Genomic DNA, 21720 nt, shown 5'->3' with positions numbered 1-21720 from the left:
TTTAATCCCGTCGACGTGTTCGAAGCGTACCAAACGCTTAACCGTTGATCACGGTGATACGCGAACCCGCTTCACGCCAATTTGTCCACGCCACCTAGGAACACGAGTTATCTTGCTTCTTGGACGAGCGAGGTGAGCAATGGCAATCGAGTTTATCGCAGGGGATATAAACAAGCCCGATTGGATACTCGACCCAGAAACAGATGAGTATCTCCCGATCGAGCGTGGGCAGGCTTGGCTGGATGCAATGAACGAATTTCATGCAACCCAGTGCAAACATGAGCATTTTGAGGCTTTGAAGGTCAGAATCGCCGATGGCAGACCGCAGGTCTATAAATGTTGCACGAATTGCGGAGAGCGGTCAGGCACTGCGATGAGTCAAAAGGATCGCGAATGGGTTGACAGCTTATCTTGGCTCCCAGACGAATTAATTGAAAACTATCGCTCAAGGCGAGAGCGGGAGAAGCATGCAGTGCTTTTGGGACTTGCCCGTGAACAGTTTGCCGAAAGAGGCAGATTCACGACGGCTTATCGAGCCTATCTCGCTTCACACGAATGGAAAAGTCTTCGTGAAAAGGTGATGAGGCGCTGCAATCGTATTTGTGAAGGTTGCGGCGATAGCCCAGCAACAGAAGTTCATCACCTGACCTACCGCCACTTCATGAATGAATTTTTGTTCGAACTCGTCGGCCTCTGCGAGGCTTGTCACGTTCGCTGGCATGATAGTGACAAAAGCAACAATTCAAAAAACTGAATAGTTAAAGGGCAATGCACATGGAATTCAGTGTTGGCGATACCGTGCAGCTAAAATCTGGTGGGGAGGTGATGACGGTCGAAGGCGTCTCGGCTGGACAAGTAGATTGCGTATGGTTCAACGCCAAAAAGGTGGAACGGTCAACCTTCGATGTCCGAACGTTAGAGTCATTCAAGAATGACTTCTCTGGGTTCTGACCAAGTGTGATATCTGTCTGACGAGTATGCCGTGAAACGTCGCTAAACTTCAATCAATGCACTTATGTTCGGTGGCGTTGGCTTTTACCTACCTTCTCAATACGGTCCGCCCTCAACATCCCGTCGCCTCCAACGGCCCAGCATAAGCGTCGGCGCAGCGGCGGGTGAGGGTGGTGAGTTCGTTCAGCAACTCCAGCTCCGCCTTCTTGAAATTGAAACAGCTCTTGCCCTGCATCCGCTTGCGCAATTCGGGCGATGTGCCGTCCAGCAGGGCGGGCAGGGCGTAGAGCGGCATGAGGTGGTACGAGACGTAGGCCTTCTTGACCTGCACCATGCCGAACCACGCAGGCTCCTTCTTGCCCGGCTCGTTCCACGGTGTTTTCAGCACAAGATGGCCGGGGGCGTCGAGCGTCACCACCATGCTGCTCGCTTGATCGAGCATTACTGTGCGCAGATCGGCAAATACGGCATCGAACGCATCAGGCATGGCGCACTCCCTTGGATAAGGAGCGCAGATTATTCCGGGATGAAAGAGAGGCCAGCAAAATCCTCCCTGTTTTTGCGAATGCACAAACGGGGAGGTGGCATTCGCGCCAGCGAATGACGGAGGGGTTCTTCTCGCTACCCCTCCACCCCCCGCTGCGCGGGCGGTCCCCCTCCCCGATTGTCCTTCGGAAAATCAGGGAGGATTTGCGAATCAATCGGGGGCGGCGGGCACTTCCTGCGGCGCGCCCGGTTGCACCGTGTCTGGTTCCACCACTGGCGTTTCATCGGGCTGGATCACCGGGGGCACGCCGTCCGGCTCGGTCACGGGCGGGGTTTCCGGCGGGGATTGCGGTTCGATTCGGTCAGGTTGCGGAGAATCGGGGGTTGTTGCCATGTGCGGCTCCTCAAATGCGGTGTTTCTTCCCCAACTCGCCGCCACTATACCCGGTTCCGTCGCGTCGTTCACACCCCGAATCCAAGGCGCTTGCCCTTTTCCGGCCACTGCGATAGGGGCACCGCTCGCTTTTCGCCGGATGCGGGCGTGGCGGAACTGGTAGACGCAGCAGGTTTAGGTCCTGCCATCGCAAGATGTGGGGGTTCGAGTCCCTTCGCCCGCACCAGTCCGCGCGCCGGCGTCCGAGTCAGCTTTTTCCGCGCCACAGGGCGCGCGACATGAATGAAAGTTGGATCAGGATGCAGATCGTCGAAACCACCAACGAGGGCCTGAAGCGCGCCTACACCGTCACCATCCCTGCGGCGGACATCGCTGCGCGGGTCGAAGGTGAGGTCAAGAAGATCGCGCCGCAAGTGCGTATGCCCGGCTTCCGCCCCGGCAAGGTGCCCGCCAACCTCGTGCGCAAGATGCACGGCCCACAGCTTCATCAGGAAGCGCTGCAGACCACCATTCGCGAAGCGATGGACAAGCTGGTGGCCGACAACAAGCTGCGCCCCGCGATGCAGCCCGCCGTCTCGCTTGGCGAAGGCTATGACGAAGGCAAGGACGCCGAGCTGACCGTCGAGCTGGAAGTTCTGCCCCAGATCGAAGCGCCCACGCTCGATGGCCTGAAGCTGGAAAAGCTGACCGTTCCGGTGACCGACGCCGAAGTGGCCGAAGCCGTTGCCCGCATTGGCGCTGGCCAGAAGTCCTTCACCGACGCCAAGAAGGGCGCGAAGGCCAAGGACGGCGACCAGATCGTGATCGATTTCCTCGGCAAGGTCGATGGCGTTGCTTTCGAAGGCGGCGCGGCTGAAGATACCCCGCTGGAACTCGGCGCGGGCCGCTTCATCCCCGGCTTCGAAGAACAGCTTGTCGGCGTGAAGGCCGGTGACGAAACCACGATCACCGTGACTTTCCCGGAAGACTACCCGGCCGAAAACCTCAAGGGCAAGGAAGCCACCTTCGACATCAAGGTCAAGGCGGTGAAGAACCCCGGTGAATTCGAAGCGAACGACGAATTCGCGAAGATGCTCGGCCTTGAAAGCCTTGAGCAATTGCAGACCCTGCTTCGTGGCCAGCTTGAGCAGGAAACGGCAGGGCTTACCCGCACCCAGATGAAGCGCGCGCTGCTCGATCAGCTTGCTGCCGGCCACGACTTTGCCGTGCCGCCTTCGATGGTCGATGCCGAGTTCGAACAGATCTGGACCCAGCTTCAGCAGGAAGCCCAGAACGAGGAAAACCCGGAAGACGCGCTGAAGGAAATCGAGGCCGAAAAGGACGATTACCGCAAGATTGCTGAGCGTCGCGTGCGTCTCGGCCTGCTCCTGTCGGAAATCGGCCAGGCCAACGGCGTGCAGGTTTCGGCCCAGGAAATGGAAATGCTGATCCGCCAGGCGGCGCAGCAGTACCGTGAACAGGACCGCCAGCGCTTCGTCGATTACGTGCGTTCCGAACCGCTCGCCGCTGCTCAGCTTCGTGCCCCGCTCTATGAAGACAAGGTCGTCGACTTCCTGTTCGACAAGGCCGAAGTCACCGAGCGTGAAGTGACCAAGGAAGAGCTGCAGGCCGCGATCGAAGCAGAGGAAGGCACTGCTGCCGCTCCGGCCAAGGTTGCGAAGAAGGCTCCTGCCAAGAAGAAGGCTGCTGCGGCGAAGGAAGAAGCTTCCGCCGAGGACGCCGCTCCTGCTGCTGAAGCCGCTGAGGAAGCACCGAAGAAGAAGGCTGCTCCCAAGAAGAAGGCTGCTGCCGAAGAAGCGCCCGCCGCTGAAGACGCTGCGCCTGCGCCCAAGAAGAAGCCTGCGGCCAAGAAGAAGGCCGAAGACTGATCTCCATATCGGATTGATCCGGCCCGACGGGGCTGGATATCTGACGGCCCGGCGTGTTCCAACACGTCGGGCCGTTGGCGTTTCGGGGCCAAAACTACGCAGTCGCGCGCCGTTTGAATGCGTAGTTTGTTGGAGAATGCGCCGGTCCATCGGCTTTCGATCATTCTCCCGATTCGCGTGTGATTCGCGATGTGGGATCATCCTGCGGCAAGGAACCTGTGTTGAGGGTGACTGCCATGCACACCGTTCGCAATCGCGTAGCCTCACGTCCCCGCCCGCCCAGTTCGCGCAGTCGCGCGAAAGTGGCGAAGTCCAAGTCGCAGGTCGTCCGGCGCAAGGAGCCGGCCTTCCTGCTGCGCATCCCCAATCCGCCCGCTTTCCCGGCCCATCTGATCCTGCCTGCGCCGCGCGGCGCGGTGATCTCTACGATGCCCGGGCCCGAAGCTCCTGTGGCCAAGCGCTCAATCGCACCAAAGAAGCCCCGAAAGGCCGCAAAGAACCGCAAGGGCACCATGAAGGGCACCACAAAGGGCAGCGCGCGGGTCAAAGCCTGCAAGATTACCGCCACGCCCGTCACGTCCGTCGCGCCTCAGAAAGTCCCCACGCTGATGACCACGCCCGACCTGCTCGACCGCGCATTGGCGATCCAGCCTGCCCCGGAAGCGAATTTCCGAAGTGCACCTAAACCCCTCCGAACAGCACCTAACGCCCCAGAAGCGCCACTGCCGCGCGCACAAGCACCCGCAATCGCGCGCAGCGGCGGGCTGATCGAAGCGATCGGCAACTGGCTGCGCCAAACCGGCAATCTCCTTGCCCGCTGGCGCGCCCGTCGTCGGCAACCGCCGGCTGAACGCCTGCAACTCGCACAAGCCGCTGCTCGCCAGCGCGCGCTGCAATCGCAATTCGAAGCGCTGGAAGCGCTGGGCGAAGCAGGAACCCTGAATCGCGCCTCATAGGCGGCTTTCCGACGCTTGGCGCCGGATGCGCTTGTCACTTTGGCAGCATCGTTTACGGGCAGTGCCACGCAAATCCCCGGATTCGCGGTTAACGCCCTTGAACATCGCGCCGTGGCACGCGACATAGCGAGGCCTAACCATATGAGGATTTCCATGCTCGACCTGTTCGGCGCATCGAGTGCGCAAGGAAAGTTCACCACCGATCCCGTCACCGGCGCGCTGATTCCGGTCGTGGTCGAACAATCGAGCCGCGGTGAACGCAGCTTCGACATTTATTCGCGCCTGCTGCGCGAACGCATCATTTTCGTGACCGGCGAGGTCGAGGACCACATGGCCTCGGTGATCATCGCGCAGTTGCTGTTCCTCGAATCGGAAAATCCGTCGAAGGACATCTCGATGTACATCAACTCGCCCGGCGGCGTGGTGACAGCGGGTCTCGCGATCTACGACACCATGCAGTACATCCGCCCGCGCGTGTCCACCGTGTGCATCGGTCAGGCTGCATCGATGGGTTCGTTCCTGCTCGCCGCGGGTGAGCCGGGAATGCGCATCGCGCTGCCGAATGCCCGCATCATGGTGCACCAGCCTTCGGGCGGCGCGCGCGGCATGGCTTCGGACATCGAAATTCAGGCGCGCGAAATCCTGCGCATCCGCAAGCGCATGAACGACCTTTACGTCAAGTTCACCGGCCGCACGCTCGACGAAATCGAGAAGGCGATGGACCGCGACACCTTCCTTGAAGCCGAAGAAGCGATGAAGTTCGGCCTTGTCGACAAGGTTTTCGAATCGCGTCCTTCCACCGATACGGTGGGTGGTGAAGAAGGTTCGGGCGGGGCACCTGCCTGATCGAAGTGTTCCAGCGGCCAGATTCTTAAGCCTCGCGAAAGGCTTTGGCCGCTAGGGACATGATACACGTTATCGAGTCCGGTTGATTAATGCCCTTGCGGTAGTAGGATAGCCGGACCCGCCCCTCGTGGAGGGGCGCCTGGGATGTAAGAATGACCAAGCTTTCTGGATCGGATACCAAGAGCACGCTCTACTGCAGCTTCTGCGGCAAATCGCAGCACGAAGTGCGCAAGCTCATTGCCGGGCCTACCGTGTTCATCTGCGATGAATGCGTTGAACTGTGCAACGACATCATCCGCGAAGAGACGAAGGCCGGTATCGCCGGAAAGAAGGATGGCGGCGTACCCACCCCGCGCGACATCTTCGAGACTCTGAACGACTATGTGATCGGCCAGGACCGCGCCAAGCGCGTGCTGTCGGTTGCCGTTCACAACCATTACAAGCGGCTGAAGCACAGCGGCAAGGGTGGCGAGGTCGAGCTTTCGAAATCGAACATCCTGCTTGTCGGCCCCACGGGCTGCGGCAAGACCCTGCTGGCGCAAACGCTGGCCAAGACGTTCGACGTGCCGTTCACGATGGCCGATGCCACCACGCTGACCGAAGCGGGTTACGTGGGTGAGGACGTGGAAAACATCATCCTCAAGCTGTTGCAGGCCAGCGACTACAACGTCGAGAAGGCGCAGCACGGCATCGTCTACATCGACGAGATCGACAAGATCAGCCGCAAGGCCGAAAACCCCTCGATCACGCGCGACGTTTCGGGCGAAGGCGTGCAGCAGGCCCTGCTTAAGTTGATGGAAGGCACCACCGCCTCTGTCCCGCCGCAGGGTGGCCGCAAGCATCCGCAGCAGGAATTCCTGCAGGTCGATACCACGAACATCCTGTTCATCTGCGGCGGCGCGTTTGCGGGTCTCGACAAGATCATTTCGGATCGCCTGCAAAAGCGCTCCATCGGCTTTGGCGCGCATGTTGCCGATCCTGAAAAGCGCAAGATTGGCGAACTGTTGCAGAAGGCAGAGCCTGAGGATCTCCTCAAGTTCGGCCTGATCCCCGAATTCGTTGGCCGTCTGCCCGTGATCGCCACGCTGAACGATCTGGACATCGATGCTCTGGTCCAGATTCTGCGGGAACCGAAGAACGCGCTGATCAAGCAGTATGCCAAGCTGTTCGAACTGGAAGACGTGACGCTGACTTTCACCGACGACGCGCTTGAGGCGATCGCCAAGCGTGCGATCGAACGCAAGACCGGCGCACGCGGCCTGCGTTCAATCGTCGAAGGCCTGCTGCTCGATACCATGTTCGATGTGCCGACCGAAACCGACATCGCCGAAGTCGTTGTCGACAAGGAAGTCGTCGAGGGCCGCAAGGATCCCGTCCGCGTCCATAAGGGCAAGGAAGAAGCGGCCTGAGCGGGCTGAACGAACTAGATAAGAATTTTGGACCACCCGCTGGCATCATGCTGGCGGGTGGTTTGATTTTGTTGGGGTTGCTCGTTTGGTTTGCGCCGATCAAAGGATCGCTGCCGCCAATACCGCTCGACGTTCAAGGTTGTTTTCGGTCAAAAGATTTGCCGGACATTGAAGTCGGCGCAGGAAAAATGAGAATCCTGCAATCACCGGAACTGTCAGTTAGCTATGCGCTGGAATACCACAAGGGCTGGGCGTATTCTCTCGACCAAGCGCTTCGGATTGAGCCTGAAGGTTCGACCGCAAAATTAACTCTTAAGAGCGGTCATGGCCTCTTCTTATTTTTAAGTCGTGAAGGTGCGGGCACGGCACCTATCGCGCAATTCACGCTTTACTCGTCAGATGGCGCGCGGGCCGCGATCTACAAAAATCGTGGATCGACATGCGCGTCACCTGATTGACCGTCCATGCAAGCTAGCACCACGCAAATCCCCCTCTCGCTAACGGGAGGGGGTGCGGAGGGCTTCCAAGTCTTAGTTCGGCATCGACACCGCATCGGTCACATGGATCACCCCGTTTTTGGCCATCAGGTCAGCCGTGGTAACATGTGCGGTACCGCCCTTTTCGTCCTTGAGCATGACAGTGCTGCCCATCAGCGACGCGGTCAGCTTGCCGCCTGAAACGGTCGTCAGTGTCGTGCTACCGCCATCGGCCTTGATCTTGGCCACAAGGTCGGCCGCCGGGACTTTGCCTGCCACGACATGGTAGGTCAGCACCTTGGTCAGCATGGCCTTGTTTTCCGGCTTCAGCAGGGTGTCAACGGTTCCGGCAGACAGCTTTGCAAAGGCGGCGTTGGTGGGGGCGAAGACGGTGAACGGGCCAGTGCCATTCAGCGTATCGACCAGCCCTGCGGCCTTCACCGCGGCGACCAGCGTGGTGTGATCAGGTGAAGCCACGGCAGCGTCGACGACCGTCGCTGTTGGCACTGTTTCAGCATAGGCCGGGCTTGCGACCACCGGAATTGTGGTGACGGCGGTGGCGGCCAGAGCGGCGAAGAGGAACTTGCGGGTCATTGGTAACTCCTTGCTGTGAACATGAGTCTTCCGGCGCATGAAACTGGGCTGCCGGTCTGCCCGTCCGCTAAGCAAGGTGGTGTCGAAGTGGGCTTAAACGACATGACCTTTGGTGTATGGTATTGTTTACAAAGCAGAAACAAAAAGGGGCGCGCTGCCGGTTTGGCAACGCGCCCTCAAGAATGCGACTCCGGCCGAAGGGAACGAGATAGCCGGATAGTCAGGGGAGGAACCGGAACGGAGGGGTAATTCAGGCCCGGTCGGAACGTCTCCGAGATGCAAAATGGGCGCGAACGTCTCGCAAAGCCACATGTCCCAATGGGCTATGCCCGCAAGGTCAGGTCAAACAGAGTGATCGTGCAGCAGCACGCATTCGTGACCGTCGATGGTTTCGACCTGCACTGTCGCGTGGCCGATGGCGAAATCGTGTTCCAGCTCGTGCGCAAGCTGGTGCAGGAAGCTGTCGCCGGGGTGGCCGCCGGGCATGACGAGGTGCGCCGTGAGGGCGGTTTCGGTGGTGCTCATCGGCCAAATGTGCAGATCGTGGACGGCCTCTACCCCATTCAGGCTTTCGAGGAAGGTCCGCACCTTGCGCTCGTCGATGCTCACCGGCACCCCAAGCAGGCTCATACGCAGCGAGTCTTTGAGAAGGCCCCAAGTGCCCCAAGCGATGATCCCTACAATCAGCAAGCTGGTTACCGGATCAATCCAGGTCTGCCCGGTCAGCGTGATCAACAGTCCGGCTACGACCACGCCAGCCGATACCGCCGCATCTGCCGCCATGTGCAGATAGGCGCCGCGAATGTTGATGTCGTGGTCCCGTCCGCGCATGAACATCAGCGCGGTAATCGTGTTGATCACGATGCCAATGGCGGCAACGATCATCACCGTGCCGCCGACCACCGGTTCGGGTTCGAACAGGCGGCGGATGGTTTCCACCAGAATTGCGCCCAGCGCCACCAGCAGAAATGCGGCATTGCCCAGCGCGGCAAGGATCGAGCTGGATTTGAAGCCATAAGTGAACCGCGCCGAGGGCGGCCGTGCGGTGAGCACGCTGGCGATCCACGCGATGACAAGGCCGAGCACGTCGGACAGGTTGTGACCCGCATCGGCTACCAGCGCCATCGAACCGGAAATCACGCCATAGGCCGCCTCGACGATCACGAAGGCCAGGTTGAGGCCAATCCCGATGGCAAAGGCGCGGCCAAAGCTGGCGGGGGCGTGGGAGTGCCCGTGCCCATGATTATGGCCATGTGAATGGTCGTGATGATGATGGTGATGATGGCCGCCGGACATGTGCCCTTCCTAACGCCTTGGCGGCGGCGTGGAAACACATGTTGCGCCAGGGGGCCTGTAAGCCGGGTTCTGTAGCGCCGACGGTATCCCATACAGGACCGTATCGCCGCTGGCAGCCATTCCTCTAGGCGGACCGTTGCCGGAACGCTCAAGCAATCAACCCGGACTGCTGGCCCGAAACAGGCCTGCCCATTGCTGGGCGCGCAGTCCCTATTCGATCTTGCTCCGGGTGGGGTTTGCCGTGCCGCTTCCGTTGCCGGTCGCGCGGTGCGCTTTTACCGCACCCTTTCACCCTTACCGTCCGGTCTTGCGACCATCAGGCGGTCTGCTCTCTGTGGCACTTTCCCTTGACCTTCAGTTTACGCTTCCAGCCCGGCGGGCGTTACCCGCCACCCTTGTTTCGTGGAGCCCGGACTTTCCTCGGTGTCATATGACAACGCGGCTGCCCGGCCCCCTGGCGAGCGGTCACCTAGCATGACCCAGATCGCGTTCCAACAGGAGTTCGAACAGCAATGCCCCGATCTGTCCGTCGACCTCGCCATCGATCCGCTGGGGCCGCCAGCGCCGCTGGAACGCGCGGACGGCGGCTTTCTGGTCTGAGATGTCATAGCCGAAGCGTTCAAGTGCGAGGAAGAACGCGCCCTCGTTGTCATAGAGCAGGCGCATCGACAGCTTGGGCGTGGGCAGGCACAGGCGGTGGCGGGCCAGCAGTTCCCACGGGAACAGTTCGCCCGGGTCGTCCTTGCGCGCAGGGGCAACGTCAGAATGGCCGACGACATTGGCGCGAGGCACGTTGTGGCGCTTCACGATATCGGCCAGCAGCGGCAGCAGCGCTTCGATCTGCGCATCGGGGAAGGGGCGGTAGCCGAATTCGTGGCCGGGGTTGACCAGTTCTATGCCGACGCTGGCCGAGTTAACATCCGTGATCCCGCGCCAGCTTGATCGTCCCGCGTGCCAAGCCCGCTTGTCTTCATCGACAAGGCCGGTGACGGTTCCGTCTTCGTCGATCAGATAGTGTGCCGAAACTTCCGCCGCCGGATCGCACAGCCTTTTCAGCGCGGCCTGCCCCGTCTCCATGCCGGTGTAGTGCAGCACCACCATCGACACCGGACACTTGCGCTCGTTCCAGTTGGGGGAGGGAATATCGCGGTGGACGAGCCAGCGGCGCATGAATCAGGCGACCGGCAGCACCGCGCCGAGGACGAGGCTTTCCGCCGTGACGTGTACCTGCACCGCGCCATTTACCGAACCGGCAAGCTGGTGGACCATCGCAGCAGGCGCCGTGCGGCTGGACAGTTCGCCAGCGGGCAGCGTGCCTTCGAGTGCCTGCCCGATCGCTGGATCGAAAGCTACGCGCTGTCCGGCGGCGCGCACCACGATCTCGGCCACGCCGTCGCGCACTTCGGCTCCGATATCCAGTGTGCCGCCACGCACCAGCGCATCGAGGCCGATCAGCGCGAGGTTGAGCAGTGTCTTGACCGCAGGCTTGGCAAGGCTGTCCACCCCGAACATCCAGTTCACGGCAACGCGCCCGTTGTTTCCGACCAGCGCATCGACCAGTTGCCGCGCTTCGGCTACGGGAACGGTTTCGCCAAAGCCGCCTGCCGCACCGAAGGCGAGGCGGAAGAACTTGAGCTTGTCGGCAGAGGCCTTGGCGCTCTGTTCAAGCAGTTCCATGCAGCGCTTGCGCATTTCGGGGTCTTTCTCGTCAGCGAGAAGTTCAAGACCGTTCGAAAGCGCGCCCACCGGGCTGAGCAAATCGTGGCAGAGGCGCGAGCAAAGCAGGCTGGCAAGATCGAGGGCAGATGCGGACATGTTCAGGTTTCGCGCCTTTTTCCTGAAAGGGTTTACACAGTTTACACTGTTCAGAGAAACTTTGCCGAGGCCCGTTTGTGCCCATGCTCAGTGACCGCCAGAGCGGCCTTGGTGCAGGGGAAGAGCGGCTTGGTTCTCGTCATACGATCCCTGCCTTAGCCTTGCTCGACGCAGTAGGAAAGCGGTTCGAACCCATCTGCCCCATCGCGCCAACACGTAATCGCGTTATCGGCCACGATCACCCATATCCGCCCGTCCCGCGCTGCGCTGGCTGTGTCGGTGGCGGAAGGGCGGGCAATACCGTTGGGGTGCGAGTGGAAATAGCCGATGACCTGTGGGGTGGAGCCATCCCTTGCGGCGCGGTGTGCGGCGATGAGGGCTGCGGGATCGATCTCGAAATGGCGGAAGGGATCGGCGGCGGCGTTGGCGGTGGGGACGGCGGTTTCGATACGGGTAGCCGTGCCAAGGAGAAGGCCGCAGGCTTCACGCGGCGCGGCGCGGTGGGCAGCGTCGAGCATGGCGGCGTGGGCGGATTGGCTGATGATCAGGGCCATGTCTTGCGATGTGGCGGCTTGGCGCGGGGCTGGCAAGGTGTGCCTGATGCCTTCGCCAAGCACCGGGTTTGCGGTCTGCGTTGTGTTCCAAAATGGTCAGGTCGTTGCTTGCCTGAAGATCGCGGCGCGGGCATCGAGAGCGCAAAGGGGATAATCATGCGCAGGAAATTTGGACTTTTGGCCGGCCTTTCACCGATGTTTGCCGCTGTCAGCGTGGCTGGCGTGGCAACGCTTGTGCTGACGGCTCCGGCCTATGCCCAGAGCTTTGGCGATCTGCTCGGCTCAGCCAAGAAGGTTGCACAGGCTGCAACGGTTTCGGACGAGCAGATCGTGTCCTATTTCTCGCAGATGTCCGATGAACTGGATCGACAGAACACGATTCCGCCGGCCAAGAACCCTTATGCCGTTCGTCTGGCCAAGCTCACCACGGGGCTGGCCAGCTATGACGGGCTGAAGCTTGATATCAAGGCCTACCTTGCCAGCGACGTGAATGCTTTTGCGATGGGTGATGGCACGGTGCGGGTTTATTCGGGCCTGATGGACAAGTTCACCGACGATGAAGTGCGCTGCGTGATTGGCCACGAAATCGGGCATGTGAAGCTGGAACACGGCAAGAAGCGGATGAAGCTGGCGTTGCAGAAGGATGCGGCGCTGAGCGTGGCGGGCACGGCCAGCGGCGGCGTGCGCAAACTGGCCAGTTCAGAACTTGGCGGATTGATCGGGAATGTGCTGAACGCCCAGCATTCCCAAGCGGCCGAAACAGCCGCCGACGATTATGCACTGACCTTCATGGCCGCCAAAAGCTACCCGCAGCCAGCATGCGCCACGGCGATGGACAAACTGGCGGCCCTTGGTGGCGGTGGGGGGATCGGACTGCTCAAAACCCACCCCGACCCGGCCCAGCGGGCCAAGCGGATGCGCGCGAAGATCAAGTGAGCGTTGCGGGGATATTCGTCAAAATTTCTCCAAAACCTTTGCAGCGACCGAATCTACTCTGCCTTGCACGCCTCTTGTCGACTTCCCATATCCCAACTGATGGGGGCCGCCGACACGATCATTTCCGGGATTCTGCCTGAGGGTGGGCAGCGGTTGGACAAGGCGCTGGCCGATGCCACAGACCTATCGCGCGAGCGGGTGAAAGCCTTGCTGGGGGAAGGGCGGGTCAGCCTTTCCGGCAAAGTAGTGTCGCAGGCCTCGGTTAAAGTGACTGAGGGCGCCGTATTCGAAATTCGCGTTCCCGAAGCCGCACCTGCCGAGGCGGTTGCGCAGGATATTCCGCTGCTTGTTGTCTACGAAGACGATGCGCTGATCGTGGTGGACAAGCCGGCGGGGCTGGTGGTGCATCCGGCGGCAGGAAATGCGGATGGCACGTTGGTCAATGCGCTACTGCACCATTGCCGGGGGCAGCTTTCGGGCATTGGCGGCGTGGCGCGGCCGGGGATCGTGCATCGGATCGACAAGGATACGTCAGGGCTGTTGGTCGTCGCCAAGACCGACGTGGCGCATGAGGGGCTGGCCAATCAGTTTGCCGACCATTCGATCGTGCGCGCCTATAAGTGCGTGACTGCCGGGTCGCCGGTGCCCGTGGCAGGCACGGTGCGCGGGGCGATTGCGCGGTCGAGCCATGATCGCAAGAAAATGGCGCTTGTGGAAGAAGGCCGGGGCAAGCACGCGGTCACGCATTACAAGACGCTGGCGGCGCTTGATGGGGCGGCACTAGTGGAGTGTCGGCTGGAGACGGGGAGAACCCACCAGGTGCGTGTTCACCTTGCGTCAATCGGGCATCCGCTATTGGGCGATCCTGTCTATGGACGCACACCTTCAAAGCTTCGGCCGCTGGTCCAGCGGCTCGGATTTCATCGCCAGGCGCTGCACGCGGCGGAACTGGGCTTCATCCATCCCGTCAGCGGAGAACGCCTTCACTTCACCAGCTCGACGCCCGTCGATATGCGGGAACTCATCGTCGAATTGTGCGCTGAAGGGCAGGATGCAAAGATCATGGCGATGGTGTAAAGGCAACCCTACGGAGTCGGTCATTTCGAAGGCTCCGCACTGTGTGGTCCCGCCGCCGGTCGCCCATCAGGGGGCCGTCATCTGGGAACCGACGCGACGAAAGGACAAGTTCAGGTGAGTGAGGAAAGAACTGCTGTGACCGTCCCCGCACTGGGTGGCGAGGCCAGCCTCAACCGCTATCTATCGGAAATCCGCAAGTTCCCCGTGCTGACGGCTGAGCAGGAATACATGCTCGCCAAGCGCTTTCAGGAACATCAGGATCCCGAAGCTGCCGCGCAACTGGTGACCAGCCACCTGCGGCTCGTGGCGAAGATCGCTATGGGCTATCGTGGTTATGGCTTGCCCGTTAGCGAGCTTATCTCCGAAGGCAACATCGGCCTGATGCAGGGCGTGAAGAAATTTGAGCCGGATCGGGGCTTCCGTTTAGCCACTTATGCCATGTGGTGGATCAAGGCTTCGATGCAGGAGTTCATCCTGCGGTCGTGGAGCCTTGTGAAGATGGGCACGACGGCAGCGCAGAAAAAGCTGTTCTTCAACCTGCGCCGCATGAAGAAGAACCTTGAAGCTTTCGAGGATTCGGATCTCCACCCTGACGATGTGCGCAAGATCGCCACCGATCTGGGCGTGCCCGAACAGGAAGTGGTCAACATGAATCGGCGCATGATGATGGGGGGCGATGCTTCGCTCAACGTCTCTATGCGCGAAGACGGCGAAGGTTCGTGGCAGGATTGGCTGACCGACGATCGTCCGTTGCAGGACGAGACGGTGGCCGACGCTGAAGAAGCCAGCTATCGGCACGAACTGTTGGTCGAGGCGATGGACAGCCTCAACGAGCGTGAGCGCCATATCCTGACCGATCGCCGCCTGATCGACGATCCCAAGACGCTGGAAGAACTGAGCCAGGTCTACAATGTCAGCCGTGAGCGTGTGCGCCAGATCGAGGTGCGTGCGTTCGAAAAGCTGCAAAAGGCGATCCAACGGATCGCGGTGGAACGTAGATTGCTGCCCGCCTGATTCTTTCGCAGCTTTCTGCTATAAGAACGGTCCACACCGGAGCAAATTTGATGGCTGGGCGAAAGCCCGGCCATCGTTGTGTTAACCATGATTTGCATGTGGGCGTATTACGCCTCTGGTGTTCTGGCGCACATTTTCCGTCATTTTCGGGTGCTAGGCGTTGGGTGAAGGCAACGCTATCAGGCGCGCTTTCAAGCTCTGTTTCGGAACGGTTAACGTGCGTTGACTCCATTCCGGTGCTGGGGCAGGTAACGAGCAGAACAGAAACGATTTCGGGTTGCTGAAGAAAGTTTGCAACGGGGGGCATCATCGCGCCTGCCCGCATATGCTTTCCAGGGGGCACGGAATTGAAGAAGCCATTGTTCGCCACGATTGCTGGCGTCGCTGCCATCGGTATCTCGGCAAGTGCCGCGCAGGCCCAGCAAGCGGTCCAGACAAGGGATCAGCTTGATCTCTCGGTCGCCAAACCGGATGCCCCCCAAGCCACCGCGCGCGTACGATCTGATGGAATCGAGGCCGGGCCATGCCCGCTTGCCACCAGCGATATCCGCACCACAATTGCGAGCGTAGAGATTACGGCTCCCGGCGGAGCGGCGCTTCCGGGTGAAATCATGCAGTTGCTGGGTGGTATCACCCCCGCAGCGGGTGAGCAGCCGATCCGCCAGGTCTGCGATCTGCGCGATGAAGTGCAGGCCCGTTTGCGTGCTGCGCGCTATGTCGCCAGCGTGCAGGTGCCGCAGCAGCGCATCGATTCGGGCGTCCTGAAGCTTGAAGTCGTGTCCGGGCGTATCGTGGAAATGCGCGTGCGCGGCGACGTCGGTCCTTATGAAGCCATGCTGCAGCGCCGGATTGAGCGGCTGAAGGAACTCGATCCGCTGAACGAGGCTGAGGCCGAACGCATCCTGCTGCTGGCGAACGACATTCCCGGCCTTTCGGTGGAACTGGCGCTTAGCCCCGCAAGCGGTCGTCCCGGCGATCTTATCGGTGAACTTTCGGTTTCGTTCCGCTCGTTCTCGCTGCTGGCCAACCTCCAGAACTACAATGCCGACTTCCTTGGCCGCGAGACGGCGCTGCTCCATGCCGAGTTCTATGGCCTGACGGGGCAGGGCGATATCACGACGCTGACTGGGCAGAGCACGTTCGATTTCAAGGAGCAGCGCATTGCCGCGCTGCGCCATGCGATGATCCTGAACAACGCGGGCACCACGATGGAACTGCGCGGCACTGTTGCCGAAGCGCGGCCCGATCTTCTCTCGCTTGATCAGCGTACGGTTTCGCTTGTGGCCGGGCTGGGCTTCTCGCACCCCCTTCTGCGCACGGTAACGGACCGGGTGAAGTTGAGCGGCGGGTTCGAATATTCGCAGCAGCGTTCGCGCTTCTATCAGGCTGGCGGCGGTTCCAGCCCGCTGACGCGCGACCGGATTTCCGCGCTCTATCTGCGGCTTGAAGGCTCCACCGCAAAGCTGGATGTGACGGGTGAACAACGCGCGGGGCTTTCGGGTTCGCTCGAACTGCGGCGGGGCATCGATGTGTTCGGCGCATCGCGCCAAGGCGATATCGTGGACCTTTACGGCACGTCGCGCAGCGATGGCAGTTCGTTGGCAACGGTCGTGCGCGGTAGTGTGGAAGCGTTCTACAAAGCCGGGCCGGTGTTCGAACTGGCGGGCAAGGTCAACGGCCAGTGGGCAAACCGCGCGCTGCTGAACTACGATACTTATGCGATAGGCAACTTCACCATTGGTCGCGGGTATGATCCGGGTGCCAACACCGGTGACCGCGCCATCGGCTTCGTCATTGAACCGCGTCTGAATTTCACGCTCGACCAGAAGGTCAAGGGGCAGGTCTATGGCTTCTACGAAGGCGTGAAGCTGTGGAACATCGGCCCGAACGCGACCGAGAAGGAGCGCTTCATTGCATCGGTGGGCGGCGGCGGTCGGCTTTCGCTCTCACAGGCGATCCGGCTTGATGTGACCTACACTCATGCGCTGGATAAGCCATTGCTGACCGGGGCTTTCGCCAAGCGGCCCAAAGACCGGGTGCTTGTTTCGATGACGTTCCAGTTCGTTCCGTTCAGCCTGTGACAGTCCGGGGAGTACAATCGATGAACAACGCCATCAACGGCAAGCGTCGTGCCCTCCGTCTCGGCACCGGCATCGCGACTTGCGTTTCGTCTATTTTTCTGGCGCATACGGCTTTCGGGCAATCGCTGCCGGAACTTGCCAATGCGGGCGGCGCCGCTGTAAGCACGGCCGGAAATACGCTGACGGTTGATGCGCTCGCCGCCAACCGCGTGATCAACTGGAACACGTTCTCGGTCGACGCCGGGAATACGGTGAACTTCGTTTCGACAGCAGCATCGGTCACAGATACGACGCCTGTCACCGTGGTGAACCGCGTGATTGGTGTGGACGTTTCTGGAACACAGACGTTCTTTCCGTCCTATATCAACGGCGCAATCAATTCGTCGAATGGCGGCAACAACAACATTTCGGTCTGGCTGATCAATCCTTCGGGCATCACGTTCGGCCCGACCGGAGCTTTCAGCGGGGGCAGCCTCGTCGTCTCGTCGCTCGACTTCATCGCGCCTGAAACCGGCACTGATGCGTTCAGCGGCACATCGGTGCGGTTGCAGCGCAAGACGTTGGGCGCGACCGAAGCGCTGGGCGTGAAGAACGATGTCGATGGCAACCCGTTGACCGCTATGGAGATCAAGCTGGTGCCCGGCGCGGGCACGATAGCCACGCAGGGATCGCTGGTTCTGCTGGGCGAACAGATCAACATCGGCAAGGACGTCAACGCCAACGGCGAAGTCCTGATCGTTGCCGCCAGCGACGTGAGCTTTACGCCGACGACTGGCAGCCCGATCAGTTTCAACATTCTTGCCGGCACCGAAATGGGTGGCGTGCAGGTGCTGGGCACTGGCGAAGTCGATGGCCGCAATATCGTGGTCGCTGCTTCGAATGCGACCAATGCGATCAAGACGCTGCTACAGGTCGATACGGGTGGCCGGTTGACCGCGACGGCGGACAACGGCGGCGTTACGCTGACGACATCTTCCGACGCGATCAATGTGGGCGATACGGTTGCCGCTGCAGACATTGACAGCCAGGGTTTGATTTCGACAACCGGCCTGAACGGGGGCGTGACCGTGCGGTCCAACGCCAGTGCCACTGCGGCACGGATTAGCGCAACAGGCGATGTGCTGGTGCGATCCGGCACCGGTGCTGCCGATACCGTCAGTCTGGGTACGGTGCAGACTGACGGCGCGATTGACGCGGCTTCGACCGGGGATCTTACGCTCGGCATCGTCGGGACCGAGACGATTCTGGCAGGGGGCGCGATTGATCTTGAATCGACCGGGGCGGGGATCAATTCGACAGCAACCGATCTGACGATCCGTTCCAACCGCACTGATGCGGGTAGCGGTGCGCTGACCATCGATGCGGTGACGGATATCGATCTCGGCAGTGCCACGCTGGCCGGCGGGGCAACCCGCACGGCTGCGGTTACTGTCCGGTCGGATACGGGGGCTGTAGAGATTGATGCGGCAAGCGCATCGAAGTTCGTCAGCACGGCAGCTACGACATTCACGGCAAACGGTACGATCACCGGCGGCAACGCTACCGCTGTGGCGGGCAATGCCGTGCAGATCACCGCGGCGGGCGGCATTACGCTGACGACTGCGCGCGCATTGGGCACTGACCAGGATCTGCGGCTGACCACCGATGGCCCGGTTCTGGCCGACGTGCTGTCCGCCGAACGCACGGTGGTAGTCGGCAGCACTCTTGCGCCGGTTTCCAGCCTGACGGTGAATACTTCGATCACCGCAACGACGGGTAACATCAACGCCTTTGCCAATACGATGGATATCGGCGCGGCAACGGCCGGGACCAATGTCACGCTGCGATCCGATGGTGACATCGCCGTGACGGGCAAGGTCGAAGCGGGTGATACCTTGCTGGTGAAGGGTATCGCCACAGACTATGCCGCTTCGTTCAGTGCGGGCACGGCGCAGGCGAATGTCGGCTCGGTGACGGTTATGGCCGACGCCATCGATATTGGCGCGCTTCGGACGGGTACGACTGGCACGATTCAGGGCAAGACCAGCATCGCGTTGGGTTCTGCGCTGGTGGGAACCAATCTTGCCGTAGAAACCGATCTGGATGGTGCTGCAGGCGATATCACGCTTGGCACCACGGGCGCGAGCAGCATCGTGGCCGATGGGCGGATCACGATCAATTCGACGTTCGGTGCGGTGAACCGCGCTGCGGGATCGACCGGGCTGACTTTGCGGTCCAACGCCGACGACGTGGGCACGGATGCGCTGTCTGTCACGGCGAACGATGCGGTGGCGCTGGGCAATGCCCGCCTTGATGGCGGCACGGTGCCGTCTGCTGCGGTAACGGTGCGGTCTACGACCGGTAACGTCGACATTGGCACCGCGAACGCAACCCGGTTCACGGGCACGGCGCTTGCCGGAACCTTTACCTCGACCGGCACGATCACGGCTGACAATTCGGCAGCGGGTGCAGGCAATGCCATCCTGATCGATGCGGGCAACATTGCTCTTGCCACGGCGCGGACGCAGGGGGCCGATCAGGATATCCGCCTGACCACGGCCGGTGCGGTAGATGCTGCGGCGATCACGGCATCGCGCAACATCGTGATTTCCAGCCTTGGCAGCCCGGCAAGCCGCATCGGCTCATCAACGCTCAAGCCGATCCTTACTGCCAACACTGGCTCTATCAGCGCATTTGCAGGCGCGATGACGCTGGACAAGGCAACGGCAGCAACGTCGATTTCGTTGCGGTCGGATGGTGCCATCAGTGCGGATGGCAAGATCGAGGCGGGCACCAACCTGACGGTTTCCGGCCTGACCGGCACCCATGCTGGTGCTTTCACCGCGACGACCGCGGAAGGGACCGCAGGTGCAGTGAACATCAGCGCCGGCGCGATCGACCTTGGCACCGCGATTTCGGGCACCAGCACCACGCTGAACGCGCTGGTCGCAGGCGGCACGATCAGCATCGGCAAGGTCGATGCAGGCACGGATTATACCGCAACCGCAACAGGCGATATCACGCTGGGCCGTGTGGGTGCAAAGACGCAGACGGCAGGCGGCGCGGTTCTGGTCGAGAGCGCCAACGGATCGATCAGCGAAGGCACGACAGGTGTTTCGCTGACGTCGAATGATGATGACGCTGGGGTCGAAACGCTGACGCTGAACGCAGGCAACGCGATTGCGCTCGGCAATGCAGTGCTGCGCGGCGGCGCGACGCAGACGTCGGATATTTCGCTGACCTCGGTCAACGGTACGGCGATTGACGAAGCCTTCGCGGCGAACTTCAGCAGCACGGCGGGTGGTACCGTTCAGGCGAACAACCTGACGGCGGGCGGCAACGTTACGGTCAAGGGCGTAGGCGCTGGCCATGCGGCCTCGCTGACGGCGATTGGGGGCACAACCAGTGCGACGATCACGGCCACGACCGGCGCAATCAGCGTGAAGGCGGGCACGATCAACGTCGCTTCGGCCACGTCTGGCACCAGCACGACGCTTGACGCTCAGGTGGCGGGCGGCACGATTGCCGTCGGGACGGTAGACGCGGGCACCGATTACGCTGCGCTGGCGAATGGCGATATCACGCTGGGCCGTGCATCCGGCTTTACCCAGACCGCTAACGGAAAGATCGACATTGTCAGCTCGACTGGTTCGATCCTTGAAACGACGGCCAACATACCATTCTCGACCAATATCGACGGTATTACGCTTACGGCCAATCGGGATGGTACTGGCGGGGAAGCTCTGACAGTGTCCGCCGGTGACACGATCTCGCTGGCGCATACAACAATGCGCGGGTCAAACGTATTCATCACGTCGGCCAACGATACGACGGTTGCGCGGGTATTCGGACAAAACATCGAGGCGAACGTTGGCGGGGCGTACGCGGTAGATCCGACAATCTCCTTGGGTGAAAGTTCTGGTGCGACTGTCAACTACACGATCAATGCCGGTTCTGTCGCGACGGACACGCTTACGGCAGGAGGCAACCTGACCATAACCAGCCCCGGGTCCATCACAGGATTCGAGTTGAGGGGGGGTACCGTCACCATCAAGGGTGTTGGCGCCGGCTATGCCGGGCCGGTGAATATGCAGGAGGCGTCCGGTCAAGGCGCGCTCGTCAGGTCAACCACTGGTGGGGTCAGCATCAAGGCCAGTTCGATGGTGCTGCAGAATGTCGATTCCGCAACAAGCGTATCGCTTGATGCAGCAGTGGGCGGCGGAACGATTCACACTGGCAACGTCACAGCAGGAACCGACTATGTCGCAACAGCCGGCAGCACCATCACAGTCGGACGCGGTAGCGGCAAGGTGCAATCAGCGGGCGGGAAAATCGAGCTGACGTCTGGCGGATCGATCAACGATGGCACGTCGCTGGTTCAATTGACATCCAACGCCGACGGCATCGGAACTGAAGCAATCACGCTGAACGCCGGTGATGCGATTAGTCTTGGGAATACGATCTTGCGTGGTGGCACCATGCAGACGTCTGATATCTCGCTGACGTCCGTCAACGATACGACGATTGATGAGGCCTACGCGGCGAACTTCAGCAGCACGGTCGGTGGGGCATTCACTGCCGATCTGGTCGATACCGCCATCAATACTGACATCACTGCCGGGTCGGTTGCGGTCAAGGCCGTCGATTCGACAGGGGACATCACGGTTACCAGTGCGGGTGCGGTGCGCACAAATACGCTGACGGCGGGCGGCAATGTTACCGTCAAAAGTGTTGGCGCAGGCCATGCGGCATCGCTGACGGCGATTGGCGGCACGACGGGTGCGGCGATCACGGCCACGGTAGGCGCTATCAGCGTGAAGGCGGGTGCGATCAATGTCGCCTCGGCGACCTCTGGCACCAGCACCACGCTGGACGCTACGGTTGCGGGCGGCACGATTGCAGTCGGCAATGTCGATGCGGGCACCAATTACACCGCAACGGCTACGGGCGATATTGCGCTTGGGCAGGGCGTCCGCAAGACGCAGACG

General features: G+C 61.1%; 19 protein-coding genes, 1 tRNA gene and 1 other RNA gene. 13 read left to right on the top strand and 8 right to left on the bottom strand.

Features of this window, described 5'->3' with window-relative positions; all coding sequences use genetic code 11:
- Positions 1-139: 139 nt before the first annotated feature.
- On the top strand, positions 140-754 hold the full coding sequence (locus HGI47_RS21125) for an HNH endonuclease (RefSeq protein WP_168854738.1): 615 nt from the start codon (positions 140-142) through the stop codon (positions 752-754).
- A 14-nt stretch (positions 755-768) separates the two neighbouring features.
- Complete coding sequence (locus HGI47_RS23170) at positions 769-951, top strand: YodC family protein (RefSeq protein ID WP_370521814.1); 183 nt, start codon at positions 769-771, stop codon at positions 949-951.
- Between the two features lie 112 nt (positions 952-1063).
- Here the strand turns inward: HGI47_RS23170 and HGI47_RS21115 are convergent, their stop codons facing one another.
- Positions 1064-1438 (bottom strand): hypothetical protein, encoded by a 375-nt coding sequence (locus HGI47_RS21115; protein ID WP_168854736.1) that lies wholly within the window; start codon positions 1436-1438, stop codon positions 1064-1066.
- Positions 1439-1648: 210 nt separating this feature from the next.
- Positions 1649-1831 carry a hypothetical protein gene (locus HGI47_RS21110; RefSeq protein WP_168854735.1) on the bottom strand — a complete coding sequence of 61 codons (183 nt, stop codon included), beginning with the start codon at positions 1829-1831 and terminating at the stop codon, positions 1649-1651.
- 141 nt (positions 1832-1972) lie between these two features.
- On the opposite strand from HGI47_RS21110, the gene HGI47_RS21105 reads away from it, so the two are divergent.
- From HGI47_RS21105 to HGI47_RS21080, 6 genes are all read left to right on the top strand, one after another.
- Positions 1973-2057 (top strand) — tRNA-Leu (locus tag HGI47_RS21105).
- Between the two features lie 73 nt (positions 2058-2130).
- Positions 2131-3699 carry a trigger factor gene (gene tig / locus HGI47_RS21100; protein WP_168854741.1) on the top strand — a complete coding sequence of 523 codons (1569 nt, stop codon included), beginning with the start codon at positions 2131-2133 and terminating at the stop codon, positions 3697-3699.
- A gap of 236 nt (positions 3700-3935) precedes the next feature.
- On the top strand, positions 3936-4655 hold the full coding sequence (locus tag HGI47_RS21095; RefSeq protein WP_168854734.1) for a hypothetical protein: 720 nt from the start codon (positions 3936-3938) through the stop codon (positions 4653-4655).
- Positions 4656-4808: 153 nt separating this feature from the next.
- Positions 4809-5501, top strand: a complete 693-nt coding sequence (gene clpP / locus HGI47_RS21090) for an ATP-dependent Clp endopeptidase proteolytic subunit ClpP (protein ID WP_168854740.1) — start codon at positions 4809-4811, stop codon at positions 5499-5501.
- A 152-nt stretch (positions 5502-5653) separates the two neighbouring features.
- Positions 5654-6910, top strand: coding sequence for an ATP-dependent Clp protease ATP-binding subunit ClpX (gene clpX, locus HGI47_RS21085; RefSeq protein WP_168854733.1), 1257 nt, complete (start codon positions 5654-5656; stop codon positions 6908-6910).
- A 47-nt stretch (positions 6911-6957) separates the two neighbouring features.
- The gene (locus tag HGI47_RS21080) at positions 6958-7368 is read left to right on the top strand and encodes a hypothetical protein (RefSeq protein WP_168854732.1); all 411 of its coding nucleotides are present in this window, start codon (positions 6958-6960) and stop codon (positions 7366-7368) included.
- A 72-nt stretch (positions 7369-7440) separates the two neighbouring features.
- On the opposite strand, the gene HGI47_RS21075 is transcribed toward HGI47_RS21080, so the two are convergent.
- The 6 genes from HGI47_RS21075 to HGI47_RS21050 form a co-directional block, all read right to left on the bottom strand.
- Complete coding sequence (locus HGI47_RS21075; protein WP_168854731.1) at positions 7441-7980, bottom strand: fasciclin domain-containing protein; 540 nt, start codon at positions 7978-7980, stop codon at positions 7441-7443.
- Between the two features lie 342 nt (positions 7981-8322).
- Positions 8323-9276, bottom strand: a complete 954-nt coding sequence (locus HGI47_RS21070) for a cation diffusion facilitator family transporter (protein WP_168854730.1) — start codon at positions 9274-9276, stop codon at positions 8323-8325.
- Between the two features lie 42 nt (positions 9277-9318).
- An RNA gene (gene rnpB, locus HGI47_RS21065) (RNase P RNA component class A) lies at positions 9319-9734 on the bottom strand.
- A gap of 7 nt (positions 9735-9741) precedes the next feature.
- Positions 9742-10446, bottom strand: coding sequence for an N-acetylmuramoyl-L-alanine amidase (locus tag HGI47_RS21060; protein ID WP_168854729.1), 705 nt, complete (start codon positions 10444-10446; stop codon positions 9742-9744).
- Between the two features lie 3 nt (positions 10447-10449).
- Positions 10450-11091 (bottom strand): histidine phosphotransferase family protein, encoded by a 642-nt coding sequence (locus tag HGI47_RS21055; protein WP_168854728.1) that lies wholly within the window; start codon positions 11089-11091, stop codon positions 10450-10452.
- A 155-nt stretch (positions 11092-11246) separates the two neighbouring features.
- The gene (locus HGI47_RS21050) at positions 11247-11645 is read right to left on the bottom strand and encodes a Mov34/MPN/PAD-1 family protein (protein ID WP_168854727.1); all 399 of its coding nucleotides are present in this window, start codon (positions 11643-11645) and stop codon (positions 11247-11249) included.
- A 156-nt stretch (positions 11646-11801) separates the two neighbouring features.
- Between HGI47_RS21050 and HGI47_RS21045 the strand changes: the two genes are divergently transcribed.
- The 5 genes from HGI47_RS21045 to HGI47_RS21025 form a co-directional block, all read left to right on the top strand.
- Entirely contained in the window at positions 11802-12581 is a 780-nt protein-coding gene (locus HGI47_RS21045) for a M48 family metalloprotease (RefSeq protein WP_206066341.1), read from the top strand.
- A gap of 99 nt (positions 12582-12680) precedes the next feature.
- Positions 12681-13658, top strand: coding sequence for an RluA family pseudouridine synthase (locus tag HGI47_RS21040; protein WP_168854726.1), 978 nt, complete (start codon positions 12681-12683; stop codon positions 13656-13658).
- Between the two features lie 114 nt (positions 13659-13772).
- On the top strand, positions 13773-14672 hold the full coding sequence (rpoH, locus tag HGI47_RS21035; protein ID WP_168854725.1) for an RNA polymerase sigma factor RpoH: 900 nt from the start codon (positions 13773-13775) through the stop codon (positions 14670-14672).
- 347 nt (positions 14673-15019) lie between these two features.
- A complete protein-coding gene (locus HGI47_RS21030; protein WP_168854724.1) occupies positions 15020-16753 on the top strand; it encodes a ShlB/FhaC/HecB family hemolysin secretion/activation protein in 1734 nt (577 codons plus the stop codon).
- Positions 16754-16773: 20 nt separating this feature from the next.
- A partial coding sequence (locus tag HGI47_RS21025; RefSeq protein WP_168854723.1) for a filamentous hemagglutinin N-terminal domain-containing protein occupies positions 16774-21720 on the top strand: 4947 nt, incomplete at its 3' end.

Origin of the sequence: Novosphingobium sp. ERN07 (genome assembly GCF_012641335.1) — a bacterium.
Classification (GTDB): domain Bacteria; phylum Pseudomonadota; class Alphaproteobacteria; order Sphingomonadales; family Sphingomonadaceae; genus Novosphingobium.
Note: the sequence above shows the minus strand (reverse complement) of the source record. Positions and strands in the feature narration are given on the sequence as shown.

Bases quoted from the DNA above. Each gene is read 5' to 3' on its own strand.
- HGI47_RS21110 (WP_168854735.1), bottom strand. From the start codon at position 1,831: ATGGCAACAACCCCCGATTCTCCGCAACCTGACCGAATCGAACCGCAA.
- HGI47_RS23170 (WP_370521814.1), top strand. From the start codon at position 769: ATGCACATGGAATTCAGTGTTGGCGATACCGTGCAGCTAAAATCTGGT.
- HGI47_RS21075 (WP_168854731.1), bottom strand. From the start codon at position 7,980: ATGACCCGCAAGTTCCTCTTCGCCGCTCTGGCCGCCACCGCCGTCACC.
- HGI47_RS21040 (WP_168854726.1), top strand. From the start codon at position 12,681: ATGGGGGCCGCCGACACGATCATTTCCGGGATTCTGCCTGAGGGTGGG.
- HGI47_RS21045 (WP_206066341.1), top strand. From the start codon at position 11,802: ATGCGCAGGAAATTTGGACTTTTGGCCGGCCTTTCACCGATGTTTGCC.
- HGI47_RS21115 (WP_168854736.1), bottom strand. From the start codon at position 1,438: ATGCCTGATGCGTTCGATGCCGTATTTGCCGATCTGCGCACAGTAATG.
- HGI47_RS21095 (WP_168854734.1), top strand. From the start codon at position 3,936: ATGCACACCGTTCGCAATCGCGTAGCCTCACGTCCCCGCCCGCCCAGT.
- HGI47_RS21055 (WP_168854728.1), bottom strand. From the start codon at position 11,091: ATGTCCGCATCTGCCCTCGATCTTGCCAGCCTGCTTTGCTCGCGCCTC.
- clpX (WP_168854733.1), top strand. From the start codon at position 5,654: ATGACCAAGCTTTCTGGATCGGATACCAAGAGCACGCTCTACTGCAGC.
- tig (WP_168854741.1), top strand. From the start codon at position 2,131: ATGCAGATCGTCGAAACCACCAACGAGGGCCTGAAGCGCGCCTACACC.
- clpP (WP_168854740.1), top strand. From the start codon at position 4,809: ATGCTCGACCTGTTCGGCGCATCGAGTGCGCAAGGAAAGTTCACCACC.
- HGI47_RS21125 (WP_168854738.1), top strand. From the start codon at position 140: ATGGCAATCGAGTTTATCGCAGGGGATATAAACAAGCCCGATTGGATA.
- HGI47_RS21060 (WP_168854729.1), bottom strand. From the start codon at position 10,446: ATGCGCCGCTGGCTCGTCCACCGCGATATTCCCTCCCCCAACTGGAAC.
- HGI47_RS21050 (WP_168854727.1), bottom strand. From the start codon at position 11,645: ATGGCCCTGATCATCAGCCAATCCGCCCACGCCGCCATGCTCGACGCT.
- HGI47_RS21070 (WP_168854730.1), bottom strand. From the start codon at position 9,276: ATGTCCGGCGGCCATCATCACCATCATCATCACGACCATTCACATGGC.
- HGI47_RS21080 (WP_168854732.1), top strand. From the start codon at position 6,958: ATGCTGGCGGGTGGTTTGATTTTGTTGGGGTTGCTCGTTTGGTTTGCG.